Here is a 25259-nt window from a genome sequence, read left to right as displayed (position 1 = left end):
TCCATTCGTAAGTGAATCAGAGGTGGAAAGATTCCGGCGATCGAATGCGAAACGCCGCCGGCTCGACCGGCATCCGAACCGAAACCGTCGGCTCGGATGCGCGATCAGGATCAAGGCAATACTACGGGATGGTCTGCACCGCGCAGACTGGCACCCAGCTTGTCGGGACGACTGAGCATGCGGCTCCGCTCAGAACCGATAGTTGACGCCGGCACGCACGATATTCAGGTCATCCGTGCTCACTCCGGTGCCGACGACTTTCGTGTAGAGATACTCGGCTTTCAGAGACCAGTTCGGCGTGAAGCCATATTCGAAGCCCAGACCAGCCGAGATGCCCGGGCGCCAGGACGAGCCCGAACACGGCAGGACGCCAAGCGTGCCGCAGGGCACACCGGCAATGGTCGATGCATTGGCGCTCGACTTGACGAAGGCTCCGCCGCCCGTGACGTAGAGCAAGACGTTGTTCATGGCGATGCCGACCCGCGCCCTTGCCGTTGCAAGCGCGCTAATGCTCGACGAGGTGTTCAGCGTGACACCCTGCCCGAGGCCGAAAATCCTGGGTGTTACTACGGACGAGCCGCTGATGTTGGCCCAGTCAATGTCACCTTCCAGACCGAGCACAACATATCCTTGCTGAATCTGCGCGCCCAGTGTGCCGCCGATCATGCCGCCGTTGATGTCGAAACCGGCACGATCGAACCTGTTTGAGAACAGCACCAGCGGGTCCTGGTTACCCCAGCCATAGCCGGCGTTGCCGCCGACATAGAACCCCGTCCAGTTATAGACGGCGACAGCGGGAGCTGGCGCTTTGTAGGCGGGCGACGCTGGCAAATCCGCTGCAATCGCATAGCCGCCCATCATCCCCGAAGCTGCGATCGCAACTGCAAACTTACTAATCTTATTCATCGCCCCACCTGAGTGATTGAAGAATTTCGAGCAGCATCAAATCGCATCTGGCGCGCGCAACCCGCTATGCAGAATCTGACGCCTGCTTTCAATTTTTCCACCTGTGGCGCAGTTGCCGCAGCCGAAGCATCGCCCCATCGATGTTGACCGCAGGCCTACCTTCGCGAGTTGCCGAATATGCCAATTCTGACAGTCCGGTGATCTGGAGCGGCGGTCGGGTGCTCTGGCTTGGTTGAACTTTGCCGAACGCCATCATGGTCAGCAGCGTGCGAAATGCAGCGGCGTCCTCGGCGGATCGTCGTCTCCGGCACGGGCGATTCTGCTGGAGCAGAAATCAAAACGGAGGACACAGCGAATGCAATGGCGCGCCCAACTTTTGTGGTCGCGCGAGCTTGGTGGAACGATATCGACAACGCGCCTGAACGGTCTATGCAAATTGTGCGGGTGCATAGGTCGCCGCATCGCGGGCGGCTTCTACGGCAGATCTGCCTCGTTGGCGTCCTCGAATGAGGCCGGCTCGACAAATGGCGGCTCGGTCATTTCTGCAAGCCAATGGTGAATAAGCGTCGAGGGAATTGCGCGTCGCGGTATGCAGGGATTGATGGTGCCCGCGGTCACGATGTATCCTTGCTCGAATTTCTCGCGCGCAAACCTCTGGGCATCGAGCTTGGTCGGAAAGCTCTCACTTTGTCTCGGACGTCGTTGCGCCGATGCCTTGCGCACCTTCTTCGGCACCTCAAACGAAACATACCATGTTTTCGACAGGTCAGTTGGCACCGGGTCTTCCGATTCGTTTCCTGTTGGCTCGCCTATCTTCGCGCGCTCGCTCCCGCCAAACGGCACCACGAACTTGAGCTGCGTCCCATCCCGTCACGCAAAAAGGTGTGGAGCTTCAATAGACCGGACGCAGCTGCAGGCCGGAAAGGCCGACGGTGACATCAATGGCAATTGATCCCTCTACGGAGACGGGCTGCAACGCAAATGACCGCCCCGAGCCACCGACAAGGACATTGACGCCGGCGCCGAGGCCGAGGCCGATATCGCCTGACGCCCCGACATATTCGCCGGCGAGAGCTCCGACTGGGGGGCCCGCGGTCGGAGCAAGAACCGCCCAAGCGAATGCGCCTCCAGCCGAAACGCCGATATCGATTCCGACGGTGTTGAGCGCGCCTTCATAGAGTTGAATCGGGAACGGCGGGTTTTGAGTAAAGCGACATGACATTGATTGATGGCCAAATATAACAAACCCGACGCTAGGGTCGACCTTGCACGCCAGCATGCCGATCTGCGTCCAAGATGCCTGTTGGGCGCCCGCGGAAGACACAGAGCCAGACCATGCCCCGAAGGCGCAGAGGACAGCCAGAACCTGTACGCGCATTCGCTTCCCGATCATCTCGCAAAACCTCGTTGATCGCGGGCAGGCGCTAGTCCTGAACCGCCTTCTGCTTCTCGTAGATGAGCATGCACTGGGCCGACGAGACTATGCAAAATCGGCAGGCCGAACCGGCCGTGAGCGAAAAATCGCACCTCGACGGCTGAATAGCAGGGCGGCCCATTAGCCGAGCCGCTTTGCGCATGCGCGCGTCTGCCTGGCGTAGGCGGGAACGACGAGGCTGGACAAACCAGTGGTTGCTCTGCCAAAAATTGCATAATCGATCCTTGAAAGCGCGCGCTAGCCGATTTTTCGATCCGGGCATTTCGTCCCAACAGCGCCTGAGATTCGGGGCGCGCGCACCTGGTTAACGGAGAAAAGGATGCAGATGCTGATCGACACACCGACCGCCGCGCACCTGTCGCAGGTCATTTCGCAGGTGACGGCACCAGCATTTCTCCTTGGCGCAGTTGCGGCTTTCGTTTCGCTTCTGATCGGACGGATGAACCGCATTGTCGACAGGCTACAGGCACTGCACGCTACAATCGACGTCGACATTTCCCCAACGCCCCCCGACGTGCCGCACCTCAGGCGCCGGGCCGTGCTTTTGAACAAGGCGATCGTTCTTTCGACGATCAGCGCGATTGTCACGTCGCTCCTGGTAATCCTGGCGTTCGTCTCCGCCTTCTTCCAGTTTCGGCACGAATACGGGGTTGCTTTGCTCTTTGTTATTGCACTGAGCTTCTTCACCCTTTCGCTGGTGGATCTGGTTCGCGAGGCCCGCCTGTCGCTGCATGATCTCAGCCATCACAAACCAAGCCGAAACCCGCGGCAAAATGCCTCGTTTCAAAATTCAAACGTCTGAGCGCTCCAAATCATCCATCATTCCTCGTGATGGCCGAGACCCGCTTCATTGAGCGGAAGTTGTATGAGATAGGATTTCAACTTGCATTTTTGAAGACGATGTTTTCGTTTGAGCGATCTCGCTCAGGCATCCGAGTGTTGCGGAGGTACCCGAGGTGTTTTGGGTTAGAAGGATAAGGATCGAGGATCCGCTGCTTTGCCCGAGTGCCGTTCAAGGAATGGAGACCAACGTATTTCCGACGAAGCGTGGCCAGCTCGATCTGAGGATTGAGCAGATTGGTTTGGATCGCCTTTGGATGAGCCGGTACGAGGTGAATCTGCCTCAAATCGCTAGATTTGCCGTCCGGCCCGGTCGCAGATCCATCAGCTTTCTGCCGCAGTTGGAAGGCCCCTCGATTCAACACTGCGGCATGGACGTCGCGCCGGGCGATATCGTTATCGACAAGCTCGACGTATTGCAGCACCAGCGCACCGGCGCCAACCATCGCTATTGTGGAATGTCGCTCCCCGAGGATGAACTGAGTGCAGCGCTGGCGACCGTCGTTGGAACTGACTTTCTGGAAAAGCAGCTGGCAACCCGCGTGGTTCGGCCCCGCCCGGAGTTGATGTCGCGCCTATTGAAGATGCACCAAACCGCTGGCGAGTTAGCCCGCACGACGCCGGACGTTCTAGAATCGCCGGAGCTACGTCGCGGATTCGAACAACAAATGTCTTATCTGATGGTTCGATGCCTTGCCGAAGGCGCCGGCATCGAGACCACCGCTGGCAGGCGGCGTCACGATGCGATTATCGCGCGGCTCGAGGATTATCTGGCTGAAAACTCGGACCGTGCCATCTATCTGACCGAACTCTGCGCTGCGACGAACGTTTCCGAGCGAACGCTGCGATCGGCTTGCGAGGAACATCTCGGCATGGCTCCGATCCGCTATCTCACGATGCGAAGAATGTATCTGGTCCGGCGCGCGCTGCTGCGCGCTGACGCATCCAAGGCGACCGTTACCCATATCGTGACCAATTACGGGTTCTGGGAGCTCGGGCGTTTCTCGGTCGCCTACCGCACGCTGTTTAGAGAGCTACCCTCGGAAACACTGCGACGGCCCGCGCAGGATCCCGATGTCCACCTCATTCGTCCCACAACACTGCCAACCGAAGTCTTCGTGGGACGGCTTCACTAGTCGCAGCATTTGCTTTACCCCAGTGTGGAGATCGACCGGCCGATTTGCACCAGCGCAGCTTCCGAGCGAAATATCCTTCCGATCTTTTGAAGCGCCCTTTTGTCTCATGGCGCAGGAATTGCATAGTCGACCCCTGTCGATTGCCTGATGGTGCCTCATCGACGGGCCCCATGGGCATCAAATGGTCGCAAGAGCCATCCGCCCGTCCGATGGGACGAGGGGACATGGCTGAACGCTCCATTTCAAGGTTTGACGATCCCGGAGCCTGCGAAGCCGGCTTTGGCGATATCGGTGTCAATCTCACGATAACCGGTCCTGGGGATTTCGAAGCGGAGTTGCTGCGGCTGAAACTGGACCATCTCGTCGTCATGCGGCTGCGCGAATCGCTGCCGCGCATTGCCTGCATTTCGCTCGCAGCCGACAGGGTCTTCTTGTCCTTTCCAGTTGGCCGGGTGAGCCTGGAATGCGACGGGCTAGCCTTCCAAAGCGACCAGATCGCCTTTCACGGCCCCGGCCAGCGGATGCATCAGCGATCGAACGGCAAATGCCAATGGGGCCTGATATCCTTGCCCATGGAGCAGCTTGCAAAGAGTGGTGCGGCATTGACCGGCGAGCCAATCCTGCCGCCGCGCTCCACCAGACTACTCCGCCCTTCCCGTGCGGACTTGTCCCGTTTTCAGCAGCTGTTCCAACACGCCTGTCACCTCGCGACTCCTGCAAACAAACTGATTGAGCAGCCCGAAGTGGCAAGGGCGCTCGAACAAGACACAATTCATGCCGTGATCCATTGCCTCACCGGCGACGGGACGGAGGACAGCTCCAGGACCCGCTCCGACCACACAGCCTTGATGACCCGTTTCGAAACAGCGCTGCGCAAATCCGTCAACCGGAAGATCACGTTGCCCGATCTTTGTGCCGAAATCGGCGTGGCCGAACGCACATTGCGGATGTGCTGTCACGAGATTCTCGGCGTAAGTCCGATGCGATACCTTCTGTTGCGCAGGCTGAACAAGGCCCGCGCCGCGCTACGACACGCCGATGCCTCCAGCGCAAGCGTCGCCAGCATCGCGCGGGAGCATCAATTCTTCGAGCTCGGACGCTTTGCTGCGACGTACCGTGCTGCTTTCGGAGAAGCGCCCCTGACGACGCTTCAGCGCAAGACTTAGCTGTATTCCGGAGAGCTGCTCGATGACAGCAGGCGGAGCGCGAGGACGAGTTGTCCGAGATGGACAACCGGGTTGATCACGGAAGCAACGATTGGCGGGTCTGGCCAGAAGTCAGATCTTCGACCGGCTTTGGCGCCCCCCGACGCAACTAGTCGCGACAACGAGAGGGAGTGACGAGCTGGTCCAGCGATCCTCGCTATTGGCTGATCGCGTTGCGGACACCATGCCAGATTTGGTCCTTCAGCGCGATCAGCGCCGGCGGCGACAGCGTGGGAGCCGGCTGGGCTTGCCTGATGCCCTCGACGACGAGGGTGGCAACATCGATCTCGCCGTCCGTATAGTAGGGATCGCCTTCGCCATTTCGGCCAAAGAGTGTCGGACCCGTTCCAGAAATCTGGAAGAAGTATTGAACCATGCCGGCGTCGCGCAGATCGCGCATCAACCCATCACGCTCGGCATCGATATCGGGAGCAATGTGATGCGTCACCTGCCCCGTGTCATGGCTCAAGCCGACCCCGCGGTCGAAGGTTACTGAACCGAGCCAAACCGGACGGCCTTCCGTTCCCTTGTCGAGGACCTGCCAAAAGCGGACGTGGTGCCGTCGGTCGGCACTCTTGCCCTCGGGCTTCTCGAAGGCGAGTTGTTCCTTTTTTCCTTCGTAGTAGAGCGGACTGACGGGCGCGTCGTGATATGGCCGATCAAGCACCACGCTGCCAACGATCTCGATGCTTGTCCGTAACGTGATCGGATCGGCCGGATACCAGCCGGCAGAGTGCATCGCGCGAAGGACGTCGTTCCTGCTGCCGACAAGTCCGACATTGAGCGCATCGCCTGGAATACCGTCGCCGGTACGCGTGACCATGGGCAGGCCGGCGACGCCCGGCTCGCGCTCGTGATGGCTCCATAACGCGGGCAGCACGATATAGGCCAGCAGGAGGTAGGCGATCAGCGCGCCGCCCACAAGAATGATCCACCGTCGTCGCCTGCCTTCAATCTGCGTCATGTGTCGCCACCACCGCCCAGTCGGTTGCGATAGCTCGTTCTGCAGCCTCCGTCCGTGCCCCTCGCGCCTCAACCGGCGGACGAGCCTTTGTTGCTGGTGGATGCGATCAGCAGGGATCCTTACCGGTCCGCAAGCCCTGCCGGCATCTTGCCGGCAAGGTCGCTCCTGCTGCCAGTCCTCGCCGAATCGGCGCTCCGCCAAGCTTACCAGTAAGCCCTTCGATAGGCGCGTCGACCGACGCCGGCGAATGACATCGGTGTCAATGGCCGCCCGATGATGTCGATGAACACCGATACGTCGTTGGCTTTCACTGGAACCTCACCCTTGAGAACCTTGACCGTGTAGCTAAGATCGTCACCGTTCAGCACCGGCTCTTGCAGTTCGGCTATGATTTGCGTGAGCCCTCCGTTTTCGAGCAACGAAATATCTGCGTTGGGCGGATCTGATTTGAAGCTATCCTTTCCTTCGCTCCAGAAGGGAATGAATGCCGCAGTCTTCATATTGCCCGCAATCCGTTCAGGACGATCGGTAAAGTAGACCGTTATCGGACTTATGCCGGTCAGCGTCAGCTTGCTCGAACCCTTGTCGAAAGTCATGCCTTTCGAGGTCTGAACAAACAGAAACTCACCCATCTTGGGCGCTTCTCCCGCGGCTCTGGCGCGATTCCATTTTGTCGAGGCCAGCGCCGACGTGGCCACCGCCGCGCCGGCGAGAAATTTACGTCTCGTGGCCATGATATCCTCCTTGCGATCTGAAAAACGACTGATAGCTCACGACCTGACCGAATTTGGTCGGACGACGTCCATGAGGTCGATGCTCGGTTGATGCGCTACAAACCATGCAAAGGATAAACGTGGTTCGCAGTGATGACTATGCAGTTTCAGACCTGCGCTCGGCGGCGTGGATGAACTCTCTCAGTGCTTCCTATGTACGGTCGGACAATAACCCTCCTCGACGAGCCTGCACGACAACGGCCGGGCGCGGATTGATCCACCACGTTAGCCTTCGACATCTTTCAACGTAGCCGTAGTCCAAAGTGTCAGATTTTGCATAGGCCAGCGCTCTGCCAGCTGGTATTGCTGAAGGGGACATCCTCCTGACCAGCCCAGCGCAAGGATTGAGCGTCGATGCCGGCACCATCACCGATCTGACGCAGTCACTGGTCGACATGGACCAGCCTCCTGCCGGCGCTCGGCCTCGCGTAAGGTTTGGGCTTGATGGGATTCTCGCGGTGGACGAAAGCCGCGCCAGCGCCGCCAGGTCATCGCCACCTCGCAGAGTTATTGGACCATGTTGCGCTCTCTGATCCTGACAGCACTAGCATTGACCTGCGGCGCGTGCGCCAGCCTCCCCGACAAGATGATGACGCCGGTCGACGTCACCGTGGACGGCGCGACGCAAGTGCCGATTCTTGTGGCGACGACCAGGCAGGCTGTCCCCGACAACCCGGGAATGATGTTCAGCGGTGAACGCGCGAGCAAGGTTTCCTACGCCACCGTCACAATCTCGATTCCGCCGGATGCGGCGCGGACGGTCGGGCAGGTCCAATCGCCGGCATCAGCGCCGGGAAATCCCCAGCGCGAATTCGTGACGACGGCCGCGAGTTACATCGACAAGGTAGAGTTCAGCTCAGCAATCGCCCGGGCGACGCAGGCCGGCCCAAGAAGGGTTCTCATCTTCGTCCACGGATTCAACAACCGGTTCGACGAAGCCGTATTCCGGTTTGCGCAGATCGTCCACGACTCGAAGTCGCAGGCTGTCCCAGTTCTCTTTACATGGCCTTCCCGTGGCGAAGTGGCATTGTCTGCCTACACCTATGACCGCGAGAGCGCCAACTATTCGCGCGATGCGTTGGAACAATTGCTGGCGACACTCTCACGGGATCCCAACGTGGCTGAGATCAACATCGTCGCGCACTCCATGGGCAACTGGGTCACGCTGGAGGCATTGAGGACCCGCTCCATTCAAATGGCAGCGGTGACGAACCGCGATCGCTCCAACAAGTTGAAAAACGCGCTCCTCGTTGCCCCGGACATCGACGTCGATGTCTTTCGCAGCGAAATCCAGCGGATGGGTCCATATCGGCCACGCATCGAGTTGTTCGTATCACGCGATGACACGGCACTCGACGTCTCGAAAATCATCTGGGGTGGCATTCCGCGGATGGGCGACGTGAACGTCCATGAAGAGCCGTACCGCAGCGAGCTCGCGCGCGACAATATCGCCGTGTTCGATCTCACCAAGCTGAGGACTTCCGGCGACAATGCGCATAGCCGGGCCTTTGACGACATCACCGATGTCATGACGATGATCGAGCAAAGACTGCCGGACGAGCAACGATCAGCCTCGGCTCAGGTAAAGCACAGATAGCACCAGGTCTGGCAAGCAAGACAACTCAATAGATCTCGTCGCGAACGTGTAATCGGGATTGAGGAGCACGAGATCCGCCTGCGCATTCAAACGGAGATTCAGATCGACCTTCACCCGTGGCAGGGAATCCGCCAACTTGGATCTCCTTGGCGGTCGCTTTATTGCAGAAATCGCTTACGCTGGTGTGATAGCAAACTTCCGCCATCGACCAGCCGGGGACCTGAGGGGGCGCTGCGAGGCTGCTGAAGCGGCCGGAAAGCCAATAAGAAACGCCACCTTCGTCGGCGTGGACAGTCGCGGACGCTAGTGACGTCGTTACAATCGCCATGGCTATGACTGAAGCTCTAAATGAAAGCCGGGGTCCGTGTCTTGTTGTCCCCGCCTATGGGCCTGGCTCCTAGGATCAACAGGGCACATCACATCCCAATTTTGCGTGCATCGAAGCAATTTGTGCCGCCCGCATGATCCAGCTTTTCGCGGCGGCGCAACGTAAGCCGGAAGGCTTGGCCCGTGCCGGCCCACTCGAGGGCCGGCACGAGTTCAAGTTCTTTTTCAACTGACCTTCTTGGCGGGGGGAACCGTCCACGTGCCGTTGATGATCGACGGATCGGTTTCTTGCGGCCAGTACATGCGCAGCATGAGGATGAAATCTCCTTCGGGCGCGGGAAGCCAGTTCGACTCCTTGTCCTTACCAGGGGAGTCCTTCTGGAGGTAGAGGTCGGTTGAGCCGTCCGGATTTTGCTTCAGCTCTTGCCGCGCGCTGATCGAGTAGCGATTGAGCGGATTGTTCACAAAGAAGTAGCCGCTGTTGTACATCGTGAGCGACCAGAAGCCTTCCGCCGGGGGCAGATGCCCCTTGGGGAATCGCATGACGTACTTGTTTGCGCCATTGTACTTGCGGCCATCCGCGTCCTTTTGCGAGGTCGGATAGACCGCATCCTGCGGACGGTTGGCGCCGAGCCCGATCGCGGTGATAAGGGCCCGCATCAGATAGTCGGTGCCGTAGATGCCGGTTCTCGTCGTGAAGTCAAAGCCGTTCTCGTTCTTGACGGCCTTGTTGACCTTGAACTGGATCATGATCCTGTCGAACGACACCTCCGGCACACGCTTCATGAAGTCCGCCTTGAGCTTGCTCTCGTCAAAATCCTGTCCGGGGACGATGCCGATGCGGGCAAATTTGGCAAGCTGTGGGGCGTCCGCTTCGTTTGGCGGATTGGTTTTCATGAGCTCGCAGAGCAGCTTGAAATACGACACCGTGTCCATGCGATTGACCTGTTCGCGGACAGCCGTCTTCATGTCGATCGAGGGATCGACCTTGCCCGCAGGTGGCGTGTACGGCTTGCCATATGCGCTGAGCGGAACGAGCTTGCACTCGTCCTGCAGCTTGTGGACGGCGGCGTAGTCCTCTGGCGTGCCGGTGCAATAGATGCGGCCGAGCAGCCACACGATGTTGGTCTGCGACTTGTACTCCTTCACGCCGTCCGGCAGCGTGCCTTTCCAGCCAGGTCCGGTGATCGCGTAGGTCTGTGCTCCGGTGCCGGTGGTGCGCTTGCCCGGCACCTGGAACACCGTAGTCCAGCCGTCCAGCATCGGCATCAGGAAATAACGCCCCTTCATGTCCGGGATGCTGAGGACCCACGGTTCTTTCCCGACATCAAAAAAGGAAGTCGTGTAGAGCGTGTCCGCGTTCGGTGCCGTGACGTCCTTGAATGAGGCATCCGGATATTGGCGCATCTTGATGATCTGCCCCATCGGCGCCTTCGTTTCCGCGGGTTCGGCGACGTTGGTGAGAACCCGGCGGGTCATCTCCATCGTCACCAACGGATAGCCGAAAACGTAGGCGTCGCTCGCGAGCCAAAAATCCTCGAGGCCCTCCCTCACGCCAAAGAAGGAATCCTGCGCAAGGGCTGATCGTGTTGCAGCCGCACCTGCCAGCAGGCCCATGCCTCCCAGCGCAAGATTACGACGAGTGATCTCCATTTTGTTCTCCTGATACCTGATGAAACAACTTCAAACGATTGGCGAGTGACAACGATACAACTTCCAGGAACTACCGCAGAAATTCGCGCTTCATCGGCGCGTACGAGCTCTGGATCGATCGCTTTTGCATCAAATGCTCCCGTGCCATGTTGAGCGAGCTGGCATACGAGCCACTCCTCGTCGCCTTACCAACTTACGGAGAACTTGGCGGCCCGCTATGCAAATTCGGCAAGCGCGAGCTATGGTCGCGGACCAATGGACGCAGGATCGGTTTCGGTGCGACCGCGAAGGGCTTTTCACGGCACGCGGCCAACGGCCCCTCACCCTTTTGCCGAAACTGCATAGCCGATCGGGAGAAAATTGGCGCTTATAACTTCTTCCATTGCGCGCTCGCCCCGACGATGGGGGAGCGCAGGCGCGCTTGGCCGGTTCGCGAGGAAACCACTCAATGAAGGCATTCAATGCAGATTTATACCCCGTCAGCCGCGCACCTGCCGCAGGTCCCTTCGCGGGCGACCGTGCGCGGGGCGCGCCTCTCGCTACATGAGCTCACACATCATAAGCAAAGCCAGAGTCGGTTCGCGGCGTCGAATGGGGCTTGATATCCCTCTCACCTCGAGCAACTCGCAGACAGCGATATGGCATTGACCGGACAGCGGATCGTCCCACCCTGCGGCAGGTTGCTCCGCCCCTTGGGCGTCGACCTTTCCCGCATCAAACGTCTCTTCAAGCAAGTCTGCCGTCTGGCGGCCCCTGGAAATAAACACATCGAGCAACCTGGGGCGGCACCAGCGTTCGAACCGCTTCATGCCGTGATCCATTGCTTGACCCGCGACGGAACGGAATACAACTCAGAGACAAGATACGGCTGCGTCAGAGAAGCGCCGTTGATGACGCTTCAGCGCAAGGCTTAGTTTCAGTCGGGGAATTAATCGATGACCGCCATCAAACTGCCGGCCTGGCTTCGTATTGTGATGGTGAGCGGCGCATTGCTGCTGGCGATTGGCGCGGGGCTGTTCGCCTATTTCTGGTACGTTCGACCGGTCACGTTTACCGTCGCGGTTGGATCGCTTGACGGTGAGGCCGCTACGGTCTTGTCCACCATCGCCAGTCGCCTGACCGCCACGTCGGCACCAGTGAGACTGCGGATCGTCAATCAGTCGAGCGCCCTCGAGGCCGCCAACGCCTTTTCTTCGAGCAAGGTCGACCTCGCCGTCGTCCGTGGCGATGTCGGCGACCTGTCGCAGGCCCAGGCAATCCTCGTGCTTGCGCACGCGGTCGTGCTGATTGTGGCCCCTCCCGGCTCGCCGCTGAGCGACGTGGCGAGCTTGAGAGGCCGTCGCGTTGGCGTGGTCGGCGGAGAGATCAACAGGGCCGTCGTTGACGCACTGCGTCAGCAATATGATCTCGACCGCGCAAACGTGAAATTCAAGGATGTCTCGTTGCCTGAGGCGCGCCGGGCAGTCGAATCCAAGAGCGTGGACGCCCTTCTGCTCGTCATTCCACTGACCCCAAAATACCTGTCGCTGGCACGCAGCCTCTTCCCGCAGAACTCGAAATCCCTGCCGGTGCTCATTCCCATTGAAGCCGCCGGCGCGGTTGCGGAAAGTCATCGAGCCTACGAAAGCTTCGACGTGCCGAAAGGTACGCTCAGAGGTTCGCCGGCAGTCCCCGATGACGACCTGACGACACTGCGGGTGTCTTTCTACCTGGTCGCGCAGAAAAAGCTCAATCGCGACACCATATCCGATCTGACACGATCGCTTCTCGCCGCGCGCCGTGACCTCATCGGCGAACTGCCGATCCTGGCGCAGGTCACCGCCCCTGATACGGATCCGGACGCCTTCCTGCCAGTCCACGCTGGTGCAGCGGAATACTTCAACGGCACCCAAGAGAGCTTCTTGGACGAATGGAGCAATGCGATCTACCTGACTCCGATGATCCTTGGCGGACTGGCTTCTATCCTCGCCGCGGCCTGGAGGTTTATCGGCTTGCGGACGTCAAAGCCGGATGCATCGGCGCTCGACGCGCTCTATGCCCTGGCTCGCCGGGTTCGCAAGGCCCAGCGCGAGGATGAATTATCCGACATCGAAGACCGGATTGATGACATCTTGAGCGACCAGCGTCTCAAGATCGCGAACGGGGACGACGATGCGGCCGATATGGCCACGTTGAACGTTGCGGCGAACAGGGTCGAAGGTCTGATTCATGCCCGCCGAGCCACGCTGAAACCGCCTCAATCGGACGGTGGCTGAGACTGCCGGCTCCGGAATAGCCGCGGCAATATGCGATACTTCGGATGTTCTGATCGGATTCAATGAGCAATGGCCAGCCGTATCAAAGCGAACTTCCGCAACCGCTACCTACCGCCTTTCCCCACACCAACCAAACCTACGGTATCTTATCCAATCTTCCGCATGACGCCGTTCATGAGCCCGTAAGCGAGTTCAGCTTACGCTCTGAAAGGCGAATGTTGAAAGGCCGCGAAGGTCCGGGTCGGGGAAAAGCCAACAATATCGCGCAAACTAAAAGGGGAGTATCGTGCCAACGTAGAACCTTTGCCCTCCGACGGTTGAGGCCACACGTTCGAATCGTGTCGCGTGCGGCGCGCCATCTGCATACAAGACCGCCCCCCTTTCCCAACCGGTAATTGGAGAGGCTCCAGGCCAGCGGCTCAGTCGAGCGACCTCAGTAGGGGACGGCCAACTTCACGGCGACCGCGGCGGCAGAGTTGCCATTAAATGCTGCACTGCCGCCACCTGAGACAACCTTGACGTCGCCGAGCCACGCATACTCGGCGCCGACAGTGATCCTCGAGCCCGACGCCGTCGTATAGGTGACGCCGCCGCCAAGGGACACGTAGCCGTCGTAGGGGTTAAGCGGGCCGAGCGGCTTGTTGATCGCGGGCTCGTAAGTCGTCTGCACTGCAACCGACCATGTCTCGTTGAGCTTGCGGCCGAGGCCGGCCTTGAAGTTCCAGATATCGTAGTCCTTCGACGCGAGGGGTACGCCGGCCACCGCGAGGAGACCGCCGGGCGCGATCGACCAGCCGTCGTAGTTCGCCCAGCGCGCGGTGCCGTAGAGCAGCGTGTCCTTGGCAACGCCGACCTGGAAGTCCACGTTCACCGACTGCGGCATCGTGACGTTGGCGGTCGAGGAGGCGAGAATGTTCTCGTGGGTGTCGAGCTGGAAACTGATGGGCGAACCATAGGTCACTGCCAGGCGGCCCGCAATCTGCGGAATCTCGACGGCGCCGCCGACGACGTAGCCGAGGCTCCAAGCGTTATCCATGTCGAGCTTGTAGCCCGAGAGCCGCCCGTACGCGGCCCCGCCCAGGCTCGCGTCGGCGCTGAAGCTAGCCAGGCGGGGACCGCCGTGCACACTGAAAAACTGGTTGAACTTGTAGCGCACGAGCCCGGTCAACTCGACCGAGTCGACATTGGCGCCGGTGCCGCCGAACAGGCGTGACGTGGGGGAGTAGGCGAAGTCAGCTCCATAGGGCTGGTCGATGATCAGCGCGGCGGACCATTTCTCGTTGAAGTCGTTCTTGATGCCGCCGCCGAAGCGGTAGGTGTTGTTGCCGACGTTGCCGCTGGATGTGCCGGCGGCGTCGATCCCGACGGCGCTGGGCGTCAGGTAGTAGAGGTCGAGGGTGACCAGGTTGCCCTTCTCGAACAACAGCGTGACGGGCTGGCCGGAACGCTCAAGGCCGCCGGCGAATGCCGGGGACGCCGCGAGCAGAGAGCCGGTGATCAGGAGCGCTTTCCTCACATGTTTCTCCTTTTTTGGATGGCGTCGCGCGGAGAGTTGATGGGGGAGACCGTGGGCCCACGGCGCTTGATTGCGATTTGCTGTCAGTCGCGATAATTTGATATTTCGCGTCATGCAGGAGAATTGGCGCAAATGGCGCAGTACTTCACTCGGGCGACCAGCCTGACCGGCTTCCGCGAGATCGCCGCTGAACGGGGCGCTGACCTCTCCGCAATCATGCGTGCGGTCGGTCTCGACCCGGTATTGCTGCGCCGGCCGGAGGAGCAGATCGATTTCGTAGCCTTCTGCAATCTTAGCGAACAATGCGCAGCCAATTGGGGAATACCCGACCTCGGGTTGAGGATCGCCTCCTACCAGCATTTGGAGATCCTCGGGCCGGTAGCGCTGGTCACCCGAATGGAGCGCAGCCTGCGCGACGCACTGGCGGCGATCGGCGAGAATCTAGTGATCCACTCGAACGCGCTCGTGCTGGCGCTGAAGGAGGAGGGCGACCTGGCGGCAATGGTGGTCGGCCTGCATCCGGTGCCCTGCGTGACGCGGCAATACATGCTCGGGGCGCTGGCGGTCGCAAAGAACACGCTCGACCAGGCGGCCGGCCGCCGCGTGAAGCTTGTCGAGGCCAGCTTGCGGCAGGAGGCGATTGGAAGCGACGCGACGGCGGCGGAGGCTTACTTCGGCTGCCCGGTCCGTTTCGGCGAGGAACGCAACGCGCTCTACTTCGACCGGGCGTTGCTCGATCTCCAACTCGAGAGCCGGGACACCGCCTACCACGCGATCATCCGGCGCTACCTGGTGACGTCGCGGCGCGAGGTGGCGGGCCGGGCGGGTGATGAGGTGCGCGCGGAGATCGCCCGGCAGATGGAATTCGGAAGCTGCTCGCTCAACAGCGTCGCGCGGAGCCTGCGAGTGGAGCCTCGTAGCCTGCAGCGGCGACTGAGGATCGAAGGACTGTCGTTCAGCGTGCTGCTTGACGACTGGCGACGGACGCGAGCGCTCTCGCTGATCACCCATACCCAGCTGCCGCTATCACAGGTTTCAGAGGCGGTAGGTTATGCCGACCAGAGCGTCTTCACCCGCGCCTTCCAACGCTGGTACGGGGATTCGCCGCTCGCCTATCGCTCTGATGTCCTTCGTCAGGCGAATTGATCATGTCGGATGATCGCCGCCTGGAGATCTTTGAACGATGATCGTGCAACTGCGGGCCTGAGACGTCGGTGATCATGCTCTAGAGGACAGCGAAGCGCGCGATCGACGGTGCGTCGGCGATGTCGGGCACCGCGAGGAACCCTGGATCGGTATAGGCCGGGTCGGGGTAGCGATAGTAGCCCTCGCCTCCCATCGCGCCCTGCAACCCGCGGTCGAGGAAGCGTTCCTTCAGATAAGCGGCGTTGGCGAGCATCTGCCGGTCGTTCCGCTTGGTGCCCCAGAAGTGGGAAATGTCGTGGACTAACTTGATGCCGACCATGTCGATCATGCCCATGGGGCCCATGGCGCAGCCGCGATTGGCGATCATATAGGTGCGATCGACATCCTCCGGCGTCGCGATGCCGTTGGTGACGAGGCTCTGGGAAGCGGTGAGAAGCGCCACGAACCAAGTGTTCAATATGTAACCGTTCTGCTCTCTGCGGACCGGCACCGGCACCTGGCCAATCTCTATGGCGAAGGCGGTGACCGCCTCGAGGGTCGCGGGCGCGGTACCGGGCTGCGCCATGATCTCGACCACGTTCAGAGCCCAGATCATGTTGGCGAAGTGCAAGGCGCAGAACTGTGCGGGTCGGCCGGTCGCCTCCGCGAAGTCGCGCGGTAGGAAGGTCGAGGAGTTGGTGACGACGATGGTGCGCTCCGGCAGCAGGCCCGCCATCTCGTGATAGACCTCGGCTTTGATGTCGGGCATCTCCGGCACCGCCTCGATGACGAGGTCGGCGTCAGCCACCGCCTTGGCGAGGTCGTCGGTATAGCTCAGGCGGGCACGGGTGGCCTCGACTTCCGCCTCAGTGGCGCCGAGCTGCGCCGAGTAGATCGCAGCATACCACGCGTGCGCGGCCCGCGCCTTGTCGAGGGCTTCCGGATAAGGATCATAGATCACGACAGTCTTGCCCTTGAAGGCGCCGTGCCAGGCGATTTGGCCGCCGAGGACGCCTGCGCCGAGCACCGTCAGCCGCTCGAGTCCGCTCTTGGACATGTGGATCTCCTTCGCACCCTATTTCGACATGTGAGGGGGTTTGTCAGCCCGTGGGCAGACTGCAAAATGCCTGCTTGGGCGGCGCCCGAGCGGGGCGATGTCGGTGAGGTTCATCCTTGGTCGCTGCGTTTGGGGACCGACGGCCGTGCTTTAGGTGGCACGGCAGTAGCGCTCGAGGCCGGCCGCCCGGTTGCGGCGATCGAAGTCGGTGTGGCTGCCTGGCCAGGTCAATCGATTGCGGCCGTGGCCATCGAGATACCAGGAGGCACAGCCGCCCTGGCTCCAGACCATTTTTTGGACCCGCTCGTCGAGCTCGGCCGTCAGGGCCGTATAGGCGGCTTCGTTCGGCTCGATGGCGTCGGTGCCCTTGTTCCAGGCCTCAGTGAGCACGCGGGTGAGATGCTCGACCTGGCTCTCGATCATCAGCAACGCCGAGATCCAGCCCGAGCCCGTACGCGGCCCGTGAACCAGGAAGAAGTTCGGAAATCCGGGCACCGCACCACCAAAGTAGGCTCCGACCGAACCGTCGCGGGCCTGCCAGGCCTCGCCGAGCGTCCGGCCGTCGCGGCCGCGGACTGGCAGGCGCATCAGCGCGTCGGCGACATGGAAGCCGGTGCCGAACACGATGACGTCGGCCGGGATCTCGGTGCCGTCGCGCAGCGCCACCCGGTCGGCGCGAACCTCGGCGACGCCGGCGGTCTCGACCGCGACATTCGGCCGGGCGAGCGCGGGGTACCAGTCGTCGGACACCAGCACGCGTTTGCAGCCGATCTCATAGTTCGGGGTCAGCTTGGCGAGCAGGATCGGATCGGTGATCGCCTTCCTGAGGTTGCGCAGCGCCTCCTTCGCGGCAAACCGGTGCAGCAGCCCTGTGTGGGTGAAGATACCCTTCTTCATTTCGACGTCGAGATAGTAGTGGATGGTGCGGCGCAGGGCGCGGGCGCCGGGGATATGGCGGTAGGCCCACTTCAGCCAGGCAGGCAGCACCCGGTCGTGACGCGGGATCACGTAAGGTGCCGAGCGCTGGATCACGGTGAGCCGACCAGCGACCTTGGCGATCTCCGGGACGAACTGGATGGCGCTGGCGCCGGTGCCAATGACGACGATCCGCTTGCCCGTGAGATCGATGTCGTGGCGCCACTGGGCGGAGTGGAAGGCTGCACCGGCGAAGCTTTCGAGGCCGGGGATGTCAGGCCGCTTGACCTGATGGAGCGGCCCGGTGGCAGATGCTAGCGCCCGTGCGAGGAAAAGGTCTCCCTCGGCGGTGCGGACCTCCCAACGGCGGGTCTGCGGATTCCAGTCGGCCGAGGTCATGGTCTTGCCGAAGAGGGTGCGCGCGTAGAGCCCCTCTTCACGGGCGACGTTCTGGGAATAGGCGAAAATCTCGGCGCCGGGCGAGTATGTGCGCGACCAGTCAGCGTTCGGGTTGCGGCGGAACGAGTAGAGATGCGAGGGGATATCGCAGGCGATACCCGGATAGGTGTTCTCGCGCCAGCAGCCGCCGAAGTCCGACCCCTTGTCGATGATCAGGACATTCGTGATGCCACGGCGGCGCGCCTCGATTGCGGCGAGCATGCCGGCAAAGCCGGCACCAACTACCAGAAGGTCGACTTCGCCGGCCGGAGCGGCGGCGGCGCGGGTGCTAACGGTGTCGAAGGTGGCGTGCATCATCGTCTTGGCTCCTCGAGCATGTCATCCAAGACGCGACAAGTTCGGTTCGTCGCGACTCGGGGTCGGTCCGCGCGGCGCTTGAACATCGCCAATACGCGGCTGCGGCTGCATCTGTGGGCTTTGGGATCAGTTCGGATCACGGGACCGGCGTTCCTCCGGGTGGCGGATCGGCTTGCCGCCATTCCCTGTCCCGCAGCTTGGGCGAAACCGGTCCCGGCGGCCTTGCCTTGCGGGTCGTAATCTTGATTTCATGCGACACGGGGCGATGGCGCCGCCGCCGACCGGCCCCTCCTCAGACCGGCGTGCGCAACTCGCGCCGCAGGATTTTGCCCACGGTTGACTTCGGCAGCGCGTCGACGAAGACGATCTGCTTCGGCACCTTGTAGCCGGCGAGTTCCTTGCGGCAGTAGGCGATGACGTCCGCCTCGCATACCGTCGCCTCGGGCCCTTTCACCGCGTAGACGCGGACCGCCTCGCCGCTCTTCTCGTCGGCGACGCCGATGCAGGCGCACTCGGCGATACCGCCGCAGGCAGTGACGATGGCCTCGACCTCATTCGGGTAGACGTTGAAGCCCGAGACCAGGATCATGTCCTTCTTGCGGTCCACGATCTTGACGAACCCGCCCTCGATGAAGACTCCGATGTCACCGGTGCGGAAGAAGCCGTCCGTGGTGAAGGCCGTCGCGTTGGCGGCGTCGTTGTTCCAGTAACCGCGCATCACCTGCGGGCCGCGCGCACAGATCTCGCCGGCCTCGCCCTCGGCGACCCTTCGGCCCTCGTCGTCGAGCAGAGCGATTTCGGTCGAGGGTAGCGGCAGGCCGCAGGCTCCGGAAAAGGCCTCGCCGGCGATCGGGTTCAGGCAGAGGATCGGCGAGGTCTCCGAGAGGCCGTAGCCCTCCTTGATGTGGTGCCCGGTCAGCGCCTTCCACCTCTCCGAGGTCGCCTTGATCACGGCGGTGCCGCCGCCGATGGCAATCTTGTAGTTCGAGAGGTCGATCTCCTTGAAGCGCGGGTGCATCATTAGCCCCTGGAACAGGGTGTTGACGCCCGGCAGCACCGAGAACTTCGCATCCTTGATCGCGGTGATGAAGGCGTCCAGGTCCCGCGGATTCGGGATCAGCACCGCCCGAGCGCCGATGGTGGCGTAAGCCAGCATCATCATCAGCCCGAAAATATGATAGAGCGGCAGCGCCAGGACGAGCACCTCACGGCCCGGCTCGGTCGCCTCCGGCAAAAACGCCTTGAACTGCTCGGTGTTGGCGACCAGGTTGCGGTGGCTCAAGATCGCGCCCTTCGAGAGGCTGGTGGTGCCGCCCGTGTACTGGAAGAAGACGATGTCATCGCCGCCGAGTGCTACCGGATCGAGCCGCAGCCGCGCACCCTCGGCGAGCACGTCGGCGAGGCGCAGCGTCGAGGTTAGCCGCAGGTCGACCGTCGGAGACGGTATGGCAAGGCCGCTGCAGTCGCCGAGGTCATGAGTGATCACCGTCTTGACCGGGGTCTGATCGATGATCTCGGCGAGCGCCGGGGTGGAGCCGCCAAAAATGACGATAGTCTCGACGCCGGCATCGTTCAATTGGTGAGCAAGCTCGCGTGGTGTGTAGAGCGGGTTGATGTTCACCTGAGCGGCACCCGCGCGCAGGATGCCGAGCGTTACGATCGGGAAGGCGAAGATGTTCGGCGACATCAGCGCCAGACGGTCACCGCGACGCACGCCGAGCTTCTGCTGCAGATAGGCCGCCAGGGCGCGCGAGGCGCGGTCGATCTCGGCGTAGGTCATGGCACAGCCAAAGCACTCGAAGGCCGGCATGTCGGCGAAGCGCTCAACCGCGGCGTCGAAGAGCGCGACGACCGAGGGATAGGCGTCATCGTCGATCTCTGCGGGGACGCCGGGCGCGTAGGTCTTGATCCAGGGCTTGTTCATCGGGAATTCCTCCCAACCCCCTCGGGGACAATGCGACTTGTTATGGTTGGCGCTGGCTCGACTAGGACGCCTTGTCTTGCCTCGGCAGGATGGCCTCAGGCTCGATCGCCTCCTCGGACTTCGCTCGGGGCGCCGCCGTGGTCCTTGCGTCGCATGGAGCGGATGCTCTGTGCTTGTGACGGCGCGATCGGAATTTGATATCGCGCGACAATCGAGACGGCCCGGCAAGGTCCAATGGATTGCCCGGGATCAAGGTTCACTGCAGCGGCAGCGCGCGCGGCCCGTATGCGAAACGATCGAAGTCGCATACAACGGTGCAGTTCCTGAGATACGCTCTAACAGCTCAACAACTTAGCGCTGGCGGACCGCGAACCATGGTCGCAGAAATCTATATTCTGCGACGGAGCAAGCGCCGTGCTCATCACAACAGCAACAGCGACCGTCGAGAACGGTTCACTCGATGATGCCGCCGGTCTCGTTGCCCTCGCGACGATGACGTGGGTAGAAACCGCAACGCTCGCAAAAGTCGCCCCGGCAGCTCGTCGCTGCCGGGTCCAAGTCGAAACTGATTGCCGCCTTCGGTCAATTGACCTTGACTACTTTCGGCGGCGTCCAACTGCCGTTGAGGATCGAGGGACTGGTTTCCTGCGGCCAGTACATGCGCAACATCAGGTTGAAGTCGCCCTTGGGAGCCGGCAACCAATTGGCTTCCTTGTCTTTGCCCGGCGATTCGGTCTGGAAATAAAGCGTGACCGTGCCGTCTGCGTTCTTCTTCAGATCGTCGCGCGGGCTGACTGTGAATTTGTTCAATGCGTTCGGAACGAACCACCAGCCCTGGTCGATTTGATACATGGTGATCGACCAGAAGCCCTTCACCGGCGGCTCCTGGCCCTTTGCAAAGGTCACCGTATACTTGTTCGCACCGTTGAGAGAGGCACCGGCACTATCCACCATGGTATAAGGATAGACCGCGTCCTCCTGCACGTTCGAAGGCCAGCCGAAGGCCGCCACGACCGCGCGCTTCATGTAGTCGGTGCCGAAATCGCCAAGGCCCTTGGTGATCAGCCAGCCATCGACGATCTGGCCGAGGCTCTTTTGATTGTCGCCAATCTTCTTTAAGGCCTCCTGAGGGAGGTCCTTGAGGGCCGCCTGCGTCTGGGCGTCGAACTTGCCCATGTCAAAAGCTTCGCACGGCTTCAGGCCGATCCGCGCCATCTTCTCAACAATCGGCGCGTCGGCGGCAACGGGCGGGGCGTCCTTGCACATCAGGCTGGCGAGCATGTCGAAATAGCCCTTGGTCCCCATGTCGAGGATGACCTTCTGCGGCTTGTCGGTCATCGAGAAGGGCGGGTTCGGATTGAGCGGCGCGGACTTGGGTTTGTAGTCGGTGCCCCAAGCGGAAAGCGGCGTGACTTTAAGCTGTGCCTGTAGACCGTTCACCGCCTTGTAGTCCGCTTCCGTCCCGTTAGCGTAAGTGCGCCCGAGGATGACCATGTAGCGGGTCTCGACCGGCACATGGACCATCCCTTTCGGCACCTCACCCTTCCAGTCCGAGCGCGTCAGCAGATAGTTCGCCGCGCCTTGGCCGGCGGTCCGGCTGCCCTTCGAGGCAAAGTCGACCATCCACAGGTTGTACATGGGAAACATGTAGAAGCGGCCGTCTGGCATCGCCGGATGGCTGAAGACCTGCGGCTCCGACACGTCGATCCAGGCGATCGAATAGAGCGTGTCAGCATTGGGGGCCGAGACGCCGCGATAGTCCGCCGGCGGATAACGCGGCACGTTGAGGAACTGGGCTAGCGGCGACTTCAGTTCTTTCAGCGACACTTCGGCCGTGTGGGTCATCTGCACCCGCGTGACATCGGTGGTGATGAGCGAATAGCCGTAGACATAGGCATCCATGGCGATGCCTTTCACCTCGTCGGCTGTCAGTGCGAGCGCCGGCCCCGAACTGGCTACAAGTCCGGCAGCGAGCACCAGGCTCGCCATTCTTTTGCAATTCATTAAAATGCTCCAGCTTTCTGTTGTATTCCATCAAGGCACGGCCGCTCCCGGCACTCGGAAGGATACTTCATTCAATCCGCTCTGCAGGCTATGCAATTTCGGCAGAGGCCTCGATTGTTCGCGCTGAGCGCGACCGAGTTCGTGGTCCCCGCAGTTAAGCGGCTTTCCTGGGACGAGAACGAGAGCTGCTGCCTGACAGTTGGATGCGCGCCTATCCTTGGTCGCCGACGGAGGGGCGCATTTCCAAATGCCCTTTCCCAAACGAACAACGGAAGCCGGCCACAGTATCTTAGATTTCACTGGTAACGTCTGGCTTGAGCCAACCTCGATATGGCGGAATCAAAATGCCGTATCAAGCCGTCGAAATCGTCCGCTCAATGACAAATCATTGGCATACCTGAATAGATCCAAAGTGCACCAGCGGCGATTCCACTGAACCATGCAATTACCAGCCAGCGCCTTTCATGCCGCAACCATGCCGCAAGACGTGATTGCTTTGTTGTGCGACGGCATGAAAGGCTGGACATATTATCGAACCGCCACCGGTCAGCTTGGTGTGTCATCGAAATTGGGCCGACGCTCTGCGGATGCCGGCGAACGAATAACAAACGCCAACCACATAGACGGCTATGCTAAGTCCCTGCGCCGCGAGCCACAGATTCTTTCCGGTCGGAATCGCATGGTAATAAAAATTCGGCCAGAAATAATTGCAAATCACATAGCCCGCAGCAGCGGATACGAGCGTTGCGATCAGACCGAATGAGCACAGCACGGGCGCAACGCGCTCGTGACTGGAAATATTCGCCGACGCGCCCTGCCGATTGATGGCCTGATAGCAAAAGCCGATTGCAACCATGCCAAGGCCGCCTGTCTTGAGAGTCAATTCCGCCAGCACCGCCGGACAACCCCACCAGAGCGTAATGTTTCTCAGGAAGTCCGGCCCCACGTCTCCGGCTATGGCACCGTACATGTAATGCGCGATCGGGATAAAGCCCGTCAAGAATCCTGTGATGAACAGCCCGAGACCCCAGCGGATGAAATTCCAGCTTAGTGTCGCGGGCGTGACAGCGGCTTGGCCGTCTATTGCAATGGTCGCGTTGCTCATTCCTACCTCCATTTTGTGGCGCGAGTTACCGGTCCCCCACTCTCATCATGCGTTCAAGGTTATTCAACCGACCTTCTTGGCGGCAGGGACCGTCCATGTGCCGTTGATGATCGACGGGCTCGTTTGCGGCCAATACATGCGCAGCATGAGGATGAAATCTCCCTCCGGCGCGGGCCGCGCCTACGCCAAAGAAGGAATCCTGCGCAAGGGCTGATTTTGTTGCAGCCGCACCTGCCAGCGCAGGCCCATTCCACCAAATGCAAGGGATCGACGAGTGATCTTTATCTATCTCTCCTTAGTGGCCGGACTGAAACGACTTCGCGAATCGTGCTGCTGATGCGTGAGGAGATCAGCGTCTTCTTGCCACGCCGGTGTCCAAAGTCAGCATAAGGCGCTCAGATCAGCCTGTGCATGCGCTGACTAGATGATCGGAAGGCTTAGCGTTAGCGACACCGCAACGACAGTCATTTGCCGCCTGGCACCTATTTGCCCCAACGGATGAAGTCGGTCGACCTATGACCGCACGGCGCGACGCGTGGATGAACATACCTCGGCCCATCGACCTTCTCCTGTCCACAGTCCATGTAGTTGGCGCCACTTCAGGAAGCCGCGCTATGCAAATTCCAACCTCGACGTTGCGCCGACGCCACGCTCGACCCCGATACAGCAGGTCCGAACTCTTCCATAAAGCGTTTGAGACGGACTCTCGCCGAATGCCTTTCTATACTCGACAGAAAAGCGCCCCAGCTCACTGAAGCCCCAAGCTGTTGCAACATGGGTAACGGTGGTCAGCTCGCGGTCAGCCACCAGAAGGACTTTCCTAGCGTGCAGCAACCGCAACATGCGAAGACGCCGGCAGGGCGGGACGCCGTGGATCTCGTTGAATGCATTGCGCAGCGTACGCTCACTCACCATAAGGGTACGACATATGACCGAAACAGATAGTGGTTGATGAGGACGACTCAAGGCCAACCTCTCCGCTCGTCCGACGACATCGCAACAGGACTCTCTCCGTTGCTCGGGCATCATTTCCACAACGGGGCCAGCCGGTGGCGCTGGGACATTCAACAAATCCCATGCGCCAGATACGCGACTGCGATCGGCTCAGACGGCTTCCAAAGCACACCGTGTTCCATGAACGTCAAAACAGTCAGATCCTTCCGGAGCGTGATAATCTCACTAAACTTTTCGCGCCAATTCAGGTCACGCGTCTTGCCATTTCGCGCCAATCATCTGGGATACTTCAGCGGTGGATTGCGCACCGGTCCTATGCGATGACGCGCCCGCTCAGCTTACGGGCACGTTGCTGCCGCCTGTATACAACGGGCTGAACTTTCATCGAACGCACGAAAGCGCGGCTGAAGCTGCTTGCGTTGGAATAGCCAAGGAATTTCGCGATATCCGACAGGTGCTTGCTGGAATCCACGAGTAACCGGCACGCCAAGTCGAGGCGAACGTCCGCGAGCATTTCACTGTGACTTGTGCCGATTCGACCGAGGTGACGCTGCAACGTCCGGACGCTAATCTTGAGTGCGCGAGCGGTTCGACCTATGGTTACGTCACCTTGTCGCAGCGACGCGACAATAGCCGCGCGGATCGCCTCCGACGACGGCAAACGAACAGCTCTCATCTGTTGGATGTAAGGCACGAAGCCCTTGCTCACTCTAGAGAGAAAATTCAATGGGCTTCGAGGCTGTAGGTGTTCTGGGCCTCCCTCTGGCCAACCGCCCGGGAAAAACCGGGGCTCGCCAGAAATTGCCTTACGA

At 60.8% G+C, this 25259-nt stretch carries 21 protein-coding genes; 6 read left to right on the top strand and 15 right to left on the bottom strand.

What is annotated here, in order from left to right:
- Nucleotides 1–189: 189 nt before the first annotated feature.
- From ACVIYL_RS13090 to ACVIYL_RS13080, 3 genes are all read right to left on the bottom strand, one after another.
- On the bottom strand, nucleotides 190–861 hold the full coding sequence (locus ACVIYL_RS13090; protein ID WP_456778759.1) for an outer membrane protein: 672 nt from the start codon (nucleotides 859–861) through the stop codon (nucleotides 190–192).
- A gap of 519 nt (nucleotides 862–1380) precedes the next feature.
- Complete coding sequence (locus tag ACVIYL_RS13085; protein WP_456778758.1) at nucleotides 1381–1752, bottom strand: hypothetical protein; 372 nt, start codon at nucleotides 1750–1752, stop codon at nucleotides 1381–1383.
- Nucleotides 1753–1798: 46 nt separating this feature from the next.
- Nucleotides 1799–2284 (bottom strand): DUF992 domain-containing protein, encoded by a 486-nt coding sequence (locus tag ACVIYL_RS13080; protein WP_456778757.1) that lies wholly within the window; start codon nucleotides 2282–2284, stop codon nucleotides 1799–1801.
- A gap of 376 nt (nucleotides 2285–2660) precedes the next feature.
- On the opposite strand from ACVIYL_RS13080, the gene ACVIYL_RS13075 reads away from it, so the two are divergent.
- From ACVIYL_RS13075 to ACVIYL_RS13065, 3 genes are all read left to right on the top strand, one after another.
- Nucleotides 2661–3143 carry a DUF2721 domain-containing protein gene (locus tag ACVIYL_RS13075; protein WP_456778756.1) on the top strand — a complete coding sequence of 161 codons (483 nt, stop codon included), beginning with the start codon at nucleotides 2661–2663 and terminating at the stop codon, nucleotides 3141–3143.
- A gap of 217 nt (nucleotides 3144–3360) precedes the next feature.
- On the top strand, nucleotides 3361–4317 hold the full coding sequence (locus tag ACVIYL_RS13070) for a helix-turn-helix domain-containing protein (RefSeq protein ID WP_456778755.1): 957 nt from the start codon (nucleotides 3361–3363) through the stop codon (nucleotides 4315–4317).
- 224 nt (nucleotides 4318–4541) lie between these two features.
- Nucleotides 4542–5483 carry a helix-turn-helix domain-containing protein gene (locus tag ACVIYL_RS13065; RefSeq protein WP_456778754.1) on the top strand — a complete coding sequence of 314 codons (942 nt, stop codon included), beginning with the start codon at nucleotides 4542–4544 and terminating at the stop codon, nucleotides 5481–5483.
- A 196-nt stretch (nucleotides 5484–5679) separates the two neighbouring features.
- Here the strand turns inward: ACVIYL_RS13065 and ACVIYL_RS13060 are convergent, their stop codons facing one another.
- Together ACVIYL_RS13060 and ACVIYL_RS13055 are read right to left on the bottom strand one after the other, a co-directional pair.
- Complete coding sequence (locus tag ACVIYL_RS13060) at nucleotides 5680–6486, bottom strand: LssY C-terminal domain-containing protein (RefSeq protein ID WP_456778753.1); 807 nt, start codon at nucleotides 6484–6486, stop codon at nucleotides 5680–5682.
- A 203-nt stretch (nucleotides 6487–6689) separates the two neighbouring features.
- The gene (locus ACVIYL_RS13055) at nucleotides 6690–7220 is read right to left on the bottom strand and encodes a hypothetical protein (protein WP_456778752.1); all 531 of its coding nucleotides are present in this window, start codon (nucleotides 7218–7220) and stop codon (nucleotides 6690–6692) included.
- 556 nt (nucleotides 7221–7776) lie between these two features.
- Between ACVIYL_RS13055 and ACVIYL_RS13050 the strand changes: the two genes are divergently transcribed.
- Entirely contained in the window at nucleotides 7777–8856 is a 1080-nt protein-coding gene (locus tag ACVIYL_RS13050) for an alpha/beta hydrolase (RefSeq protein WP_456778751.1), read from the top strand.
- Between the two features lie 552 nt (nucleotides 8857–9408).
- Here the strand turns inward: ACVIYL_RS13050 and ACVIYL_RS13045 are convergent.
- A complete protein-coding gene (locus ACVIYL_RS13045) occupies nucleotides 9409–10836 on the bottom strand; it encodes a DUF1254 domain-containing protein (RefSeq protein WP_456778750.1) in 1428 nt (475 codons plus the stop codon).
- A gap of 539 nt (nucleotides 10837–11375) precedes the next feature.
- A complete protein-coding gene (locus ACVIYL_RS13040) occupies nucleotides 11376–11645 on the bottom strand; it encodes a hypothetical protein (protein ID WP_456778749.1) in 270 nt (89 codons plus the stop codon).
- 126 nt (nucleotides 11646–11771) lie between these two features.
- Between ACVIYL_RS13040 and ACVIYL_RS13035 the strand changes: the two genes are divergently transcribed.
- Nucleotides 11772–13091 (top strand): TAXI family TRAP transporter solute-binding subunit, encoded by a 1320-nt coding sequence (locus tag ACVIYL_RS13035; protein WP_456778748.1) that lies wholly within the window; start codon nucleotides 11772–11774, stop codon nucleotides 13089–13091.
- Nucleotides 13092–13524: 433 nt separating this feature from the next.
- Here the strand turns inward: ACVIYL_RS13035 and ACVIYL_RS13030 are convergent, their stop codons facing one another.
- Nucleotides 13525–14607 carry a hypothetical protein gene (locus tag ACVIYL_RS13030; protein ID WP_456778747.1) on the bottom strand — a complete coding sequence of 361 codons (1083 nt, stop codon included), beginning with the start codon at nucleotides 14605–14607 and terminating at the stop codon, nucleotides 13525–13527.
- Between the two features lie 132 nt (nucleotides 14608–14739).
- Between ACVIYL_RS13030 and ACVIYL_RS13025 the strand changes: the two genes are divergently transcribed.
- Nucleotides 14740–15753, top strand: coding sequence for an AraC family transcriptional regulator ligand-binding domain-containing protein (locus tag ACVIYL_RS13025; RefSeq protein WP_456778746.1), 1014 nt, complete (start codon nucleotides 14740–14742; stop codon nucleotides 15751–15753).
- 79 nt (nucleotides 15754–15832) lie between these two features.
- Here ACVIYL_RS13025 and ACVIYL_RS13020 read toward each other — a convergent pair whose 3' ends face one another.
- The 7 genes from ACVIYL_RS13020 to ACVIYL_RS12990 form a co-directional block, all read right to left on the bottom strand.
- Nucleotides 15833–16789, bottom strand: a complete 957-nt coding sequence (locus ACVIYL_RS13020) for a 3-hydroxyacyl-CoA dehydrogenase (RefSeq protein ID WP_456778745.1) — start codon at nucleotides 16787–16789, stop codon at nucleotides 15833–15835.
- Between the two features lie 150 nt (nucleotides 16790–16939).
- Nucleotides 16940–18460 carry a flavin-containing monooxygenase gene (locus ACVIYL_RS13015; RefSeq protein ID WP_456778744.1) on the bottom strand — a complete coding sequence of 507 codons (1521 nt, stop codon included), beginning with the start codon at nucleotides 18458–18460 and terminating at the stop codon, nucleotides 16940–16942.
- A 292-nt stretch (nucleotides 18461–18752) separates the two neighbouring features.
- Nucleotides 18753–20384, bottom strand: a complete 1632-nt coding sequence (locus ACVIYL_RS13010; protein WP_456778743.1) for an AMP-binding protein — start codon at nucleotides 20382–20384, stop codon at nucleotides 18753–18755.
- A gap of 582 nt (nucleotides 20385–20966) precedes the next feature.
- Nucleotides 20967–22373 (bottom strand): DUF1254 domain-containing protein, encoded by a 1407-nt coding sequence (locus ACVIYL_RS13005; protein ID WP_143270850.1) that lies wholly within the window; start codon nucleotides 22371–22373, stop codon nucleotides 20967–20969.
- 574 nt (nucleotides 22374–22947) lie between these two features.
- Nucleotides 22948–23493 carry a hypothetical protein gene (locus ACVIYL_RS13000; RefSeq protein WP_143270848.1) on the bottom strand — a complete coding sequence of 182 codons (546 nt, stop codon included), beginning with the start codon at nucleotides 23491–23493 and terminating at the stop codon, nucleotides 22948–22950.
- Nucleotides 23494–24105: 612 nt separating this feature from the next.
- Nucleotides 24106–24408: a helix-turn-helix domain-containing protein gene (locus ACVIYL_RS12995; protein WP_349535758.1), complete on the bottom strand. Its 303-nt coding sequence runs from the start codon at nucleotides 24406–24408 to the stop codon at nucleotides 24106–24108.
- Between the two features lie 352 nt (nucleotides 24409–24760).
- Complete coding sequence (locus ACVIYL_RS12990; protein WP_057017764.1) at nucleotides 24761–25123, bottom strand: helix-turn-helix domain-containing protein; 363 nt, start codon at nucleotides 25121–25123, stop codon at nucleotides 24761–24763.
- Nucleotides 25124–25259: the final 136 nt, after the last annotated feature.

The sequence above is a fragment of the Bradyrhizobium sp. USDA 3315 genome, assembly GCF_054056795.1.
The sequence above is the reverse complement of the archived record's forward strand: the minus strand, read 5'-3'. Positions and strand labels throughout refer to the sequence as shown.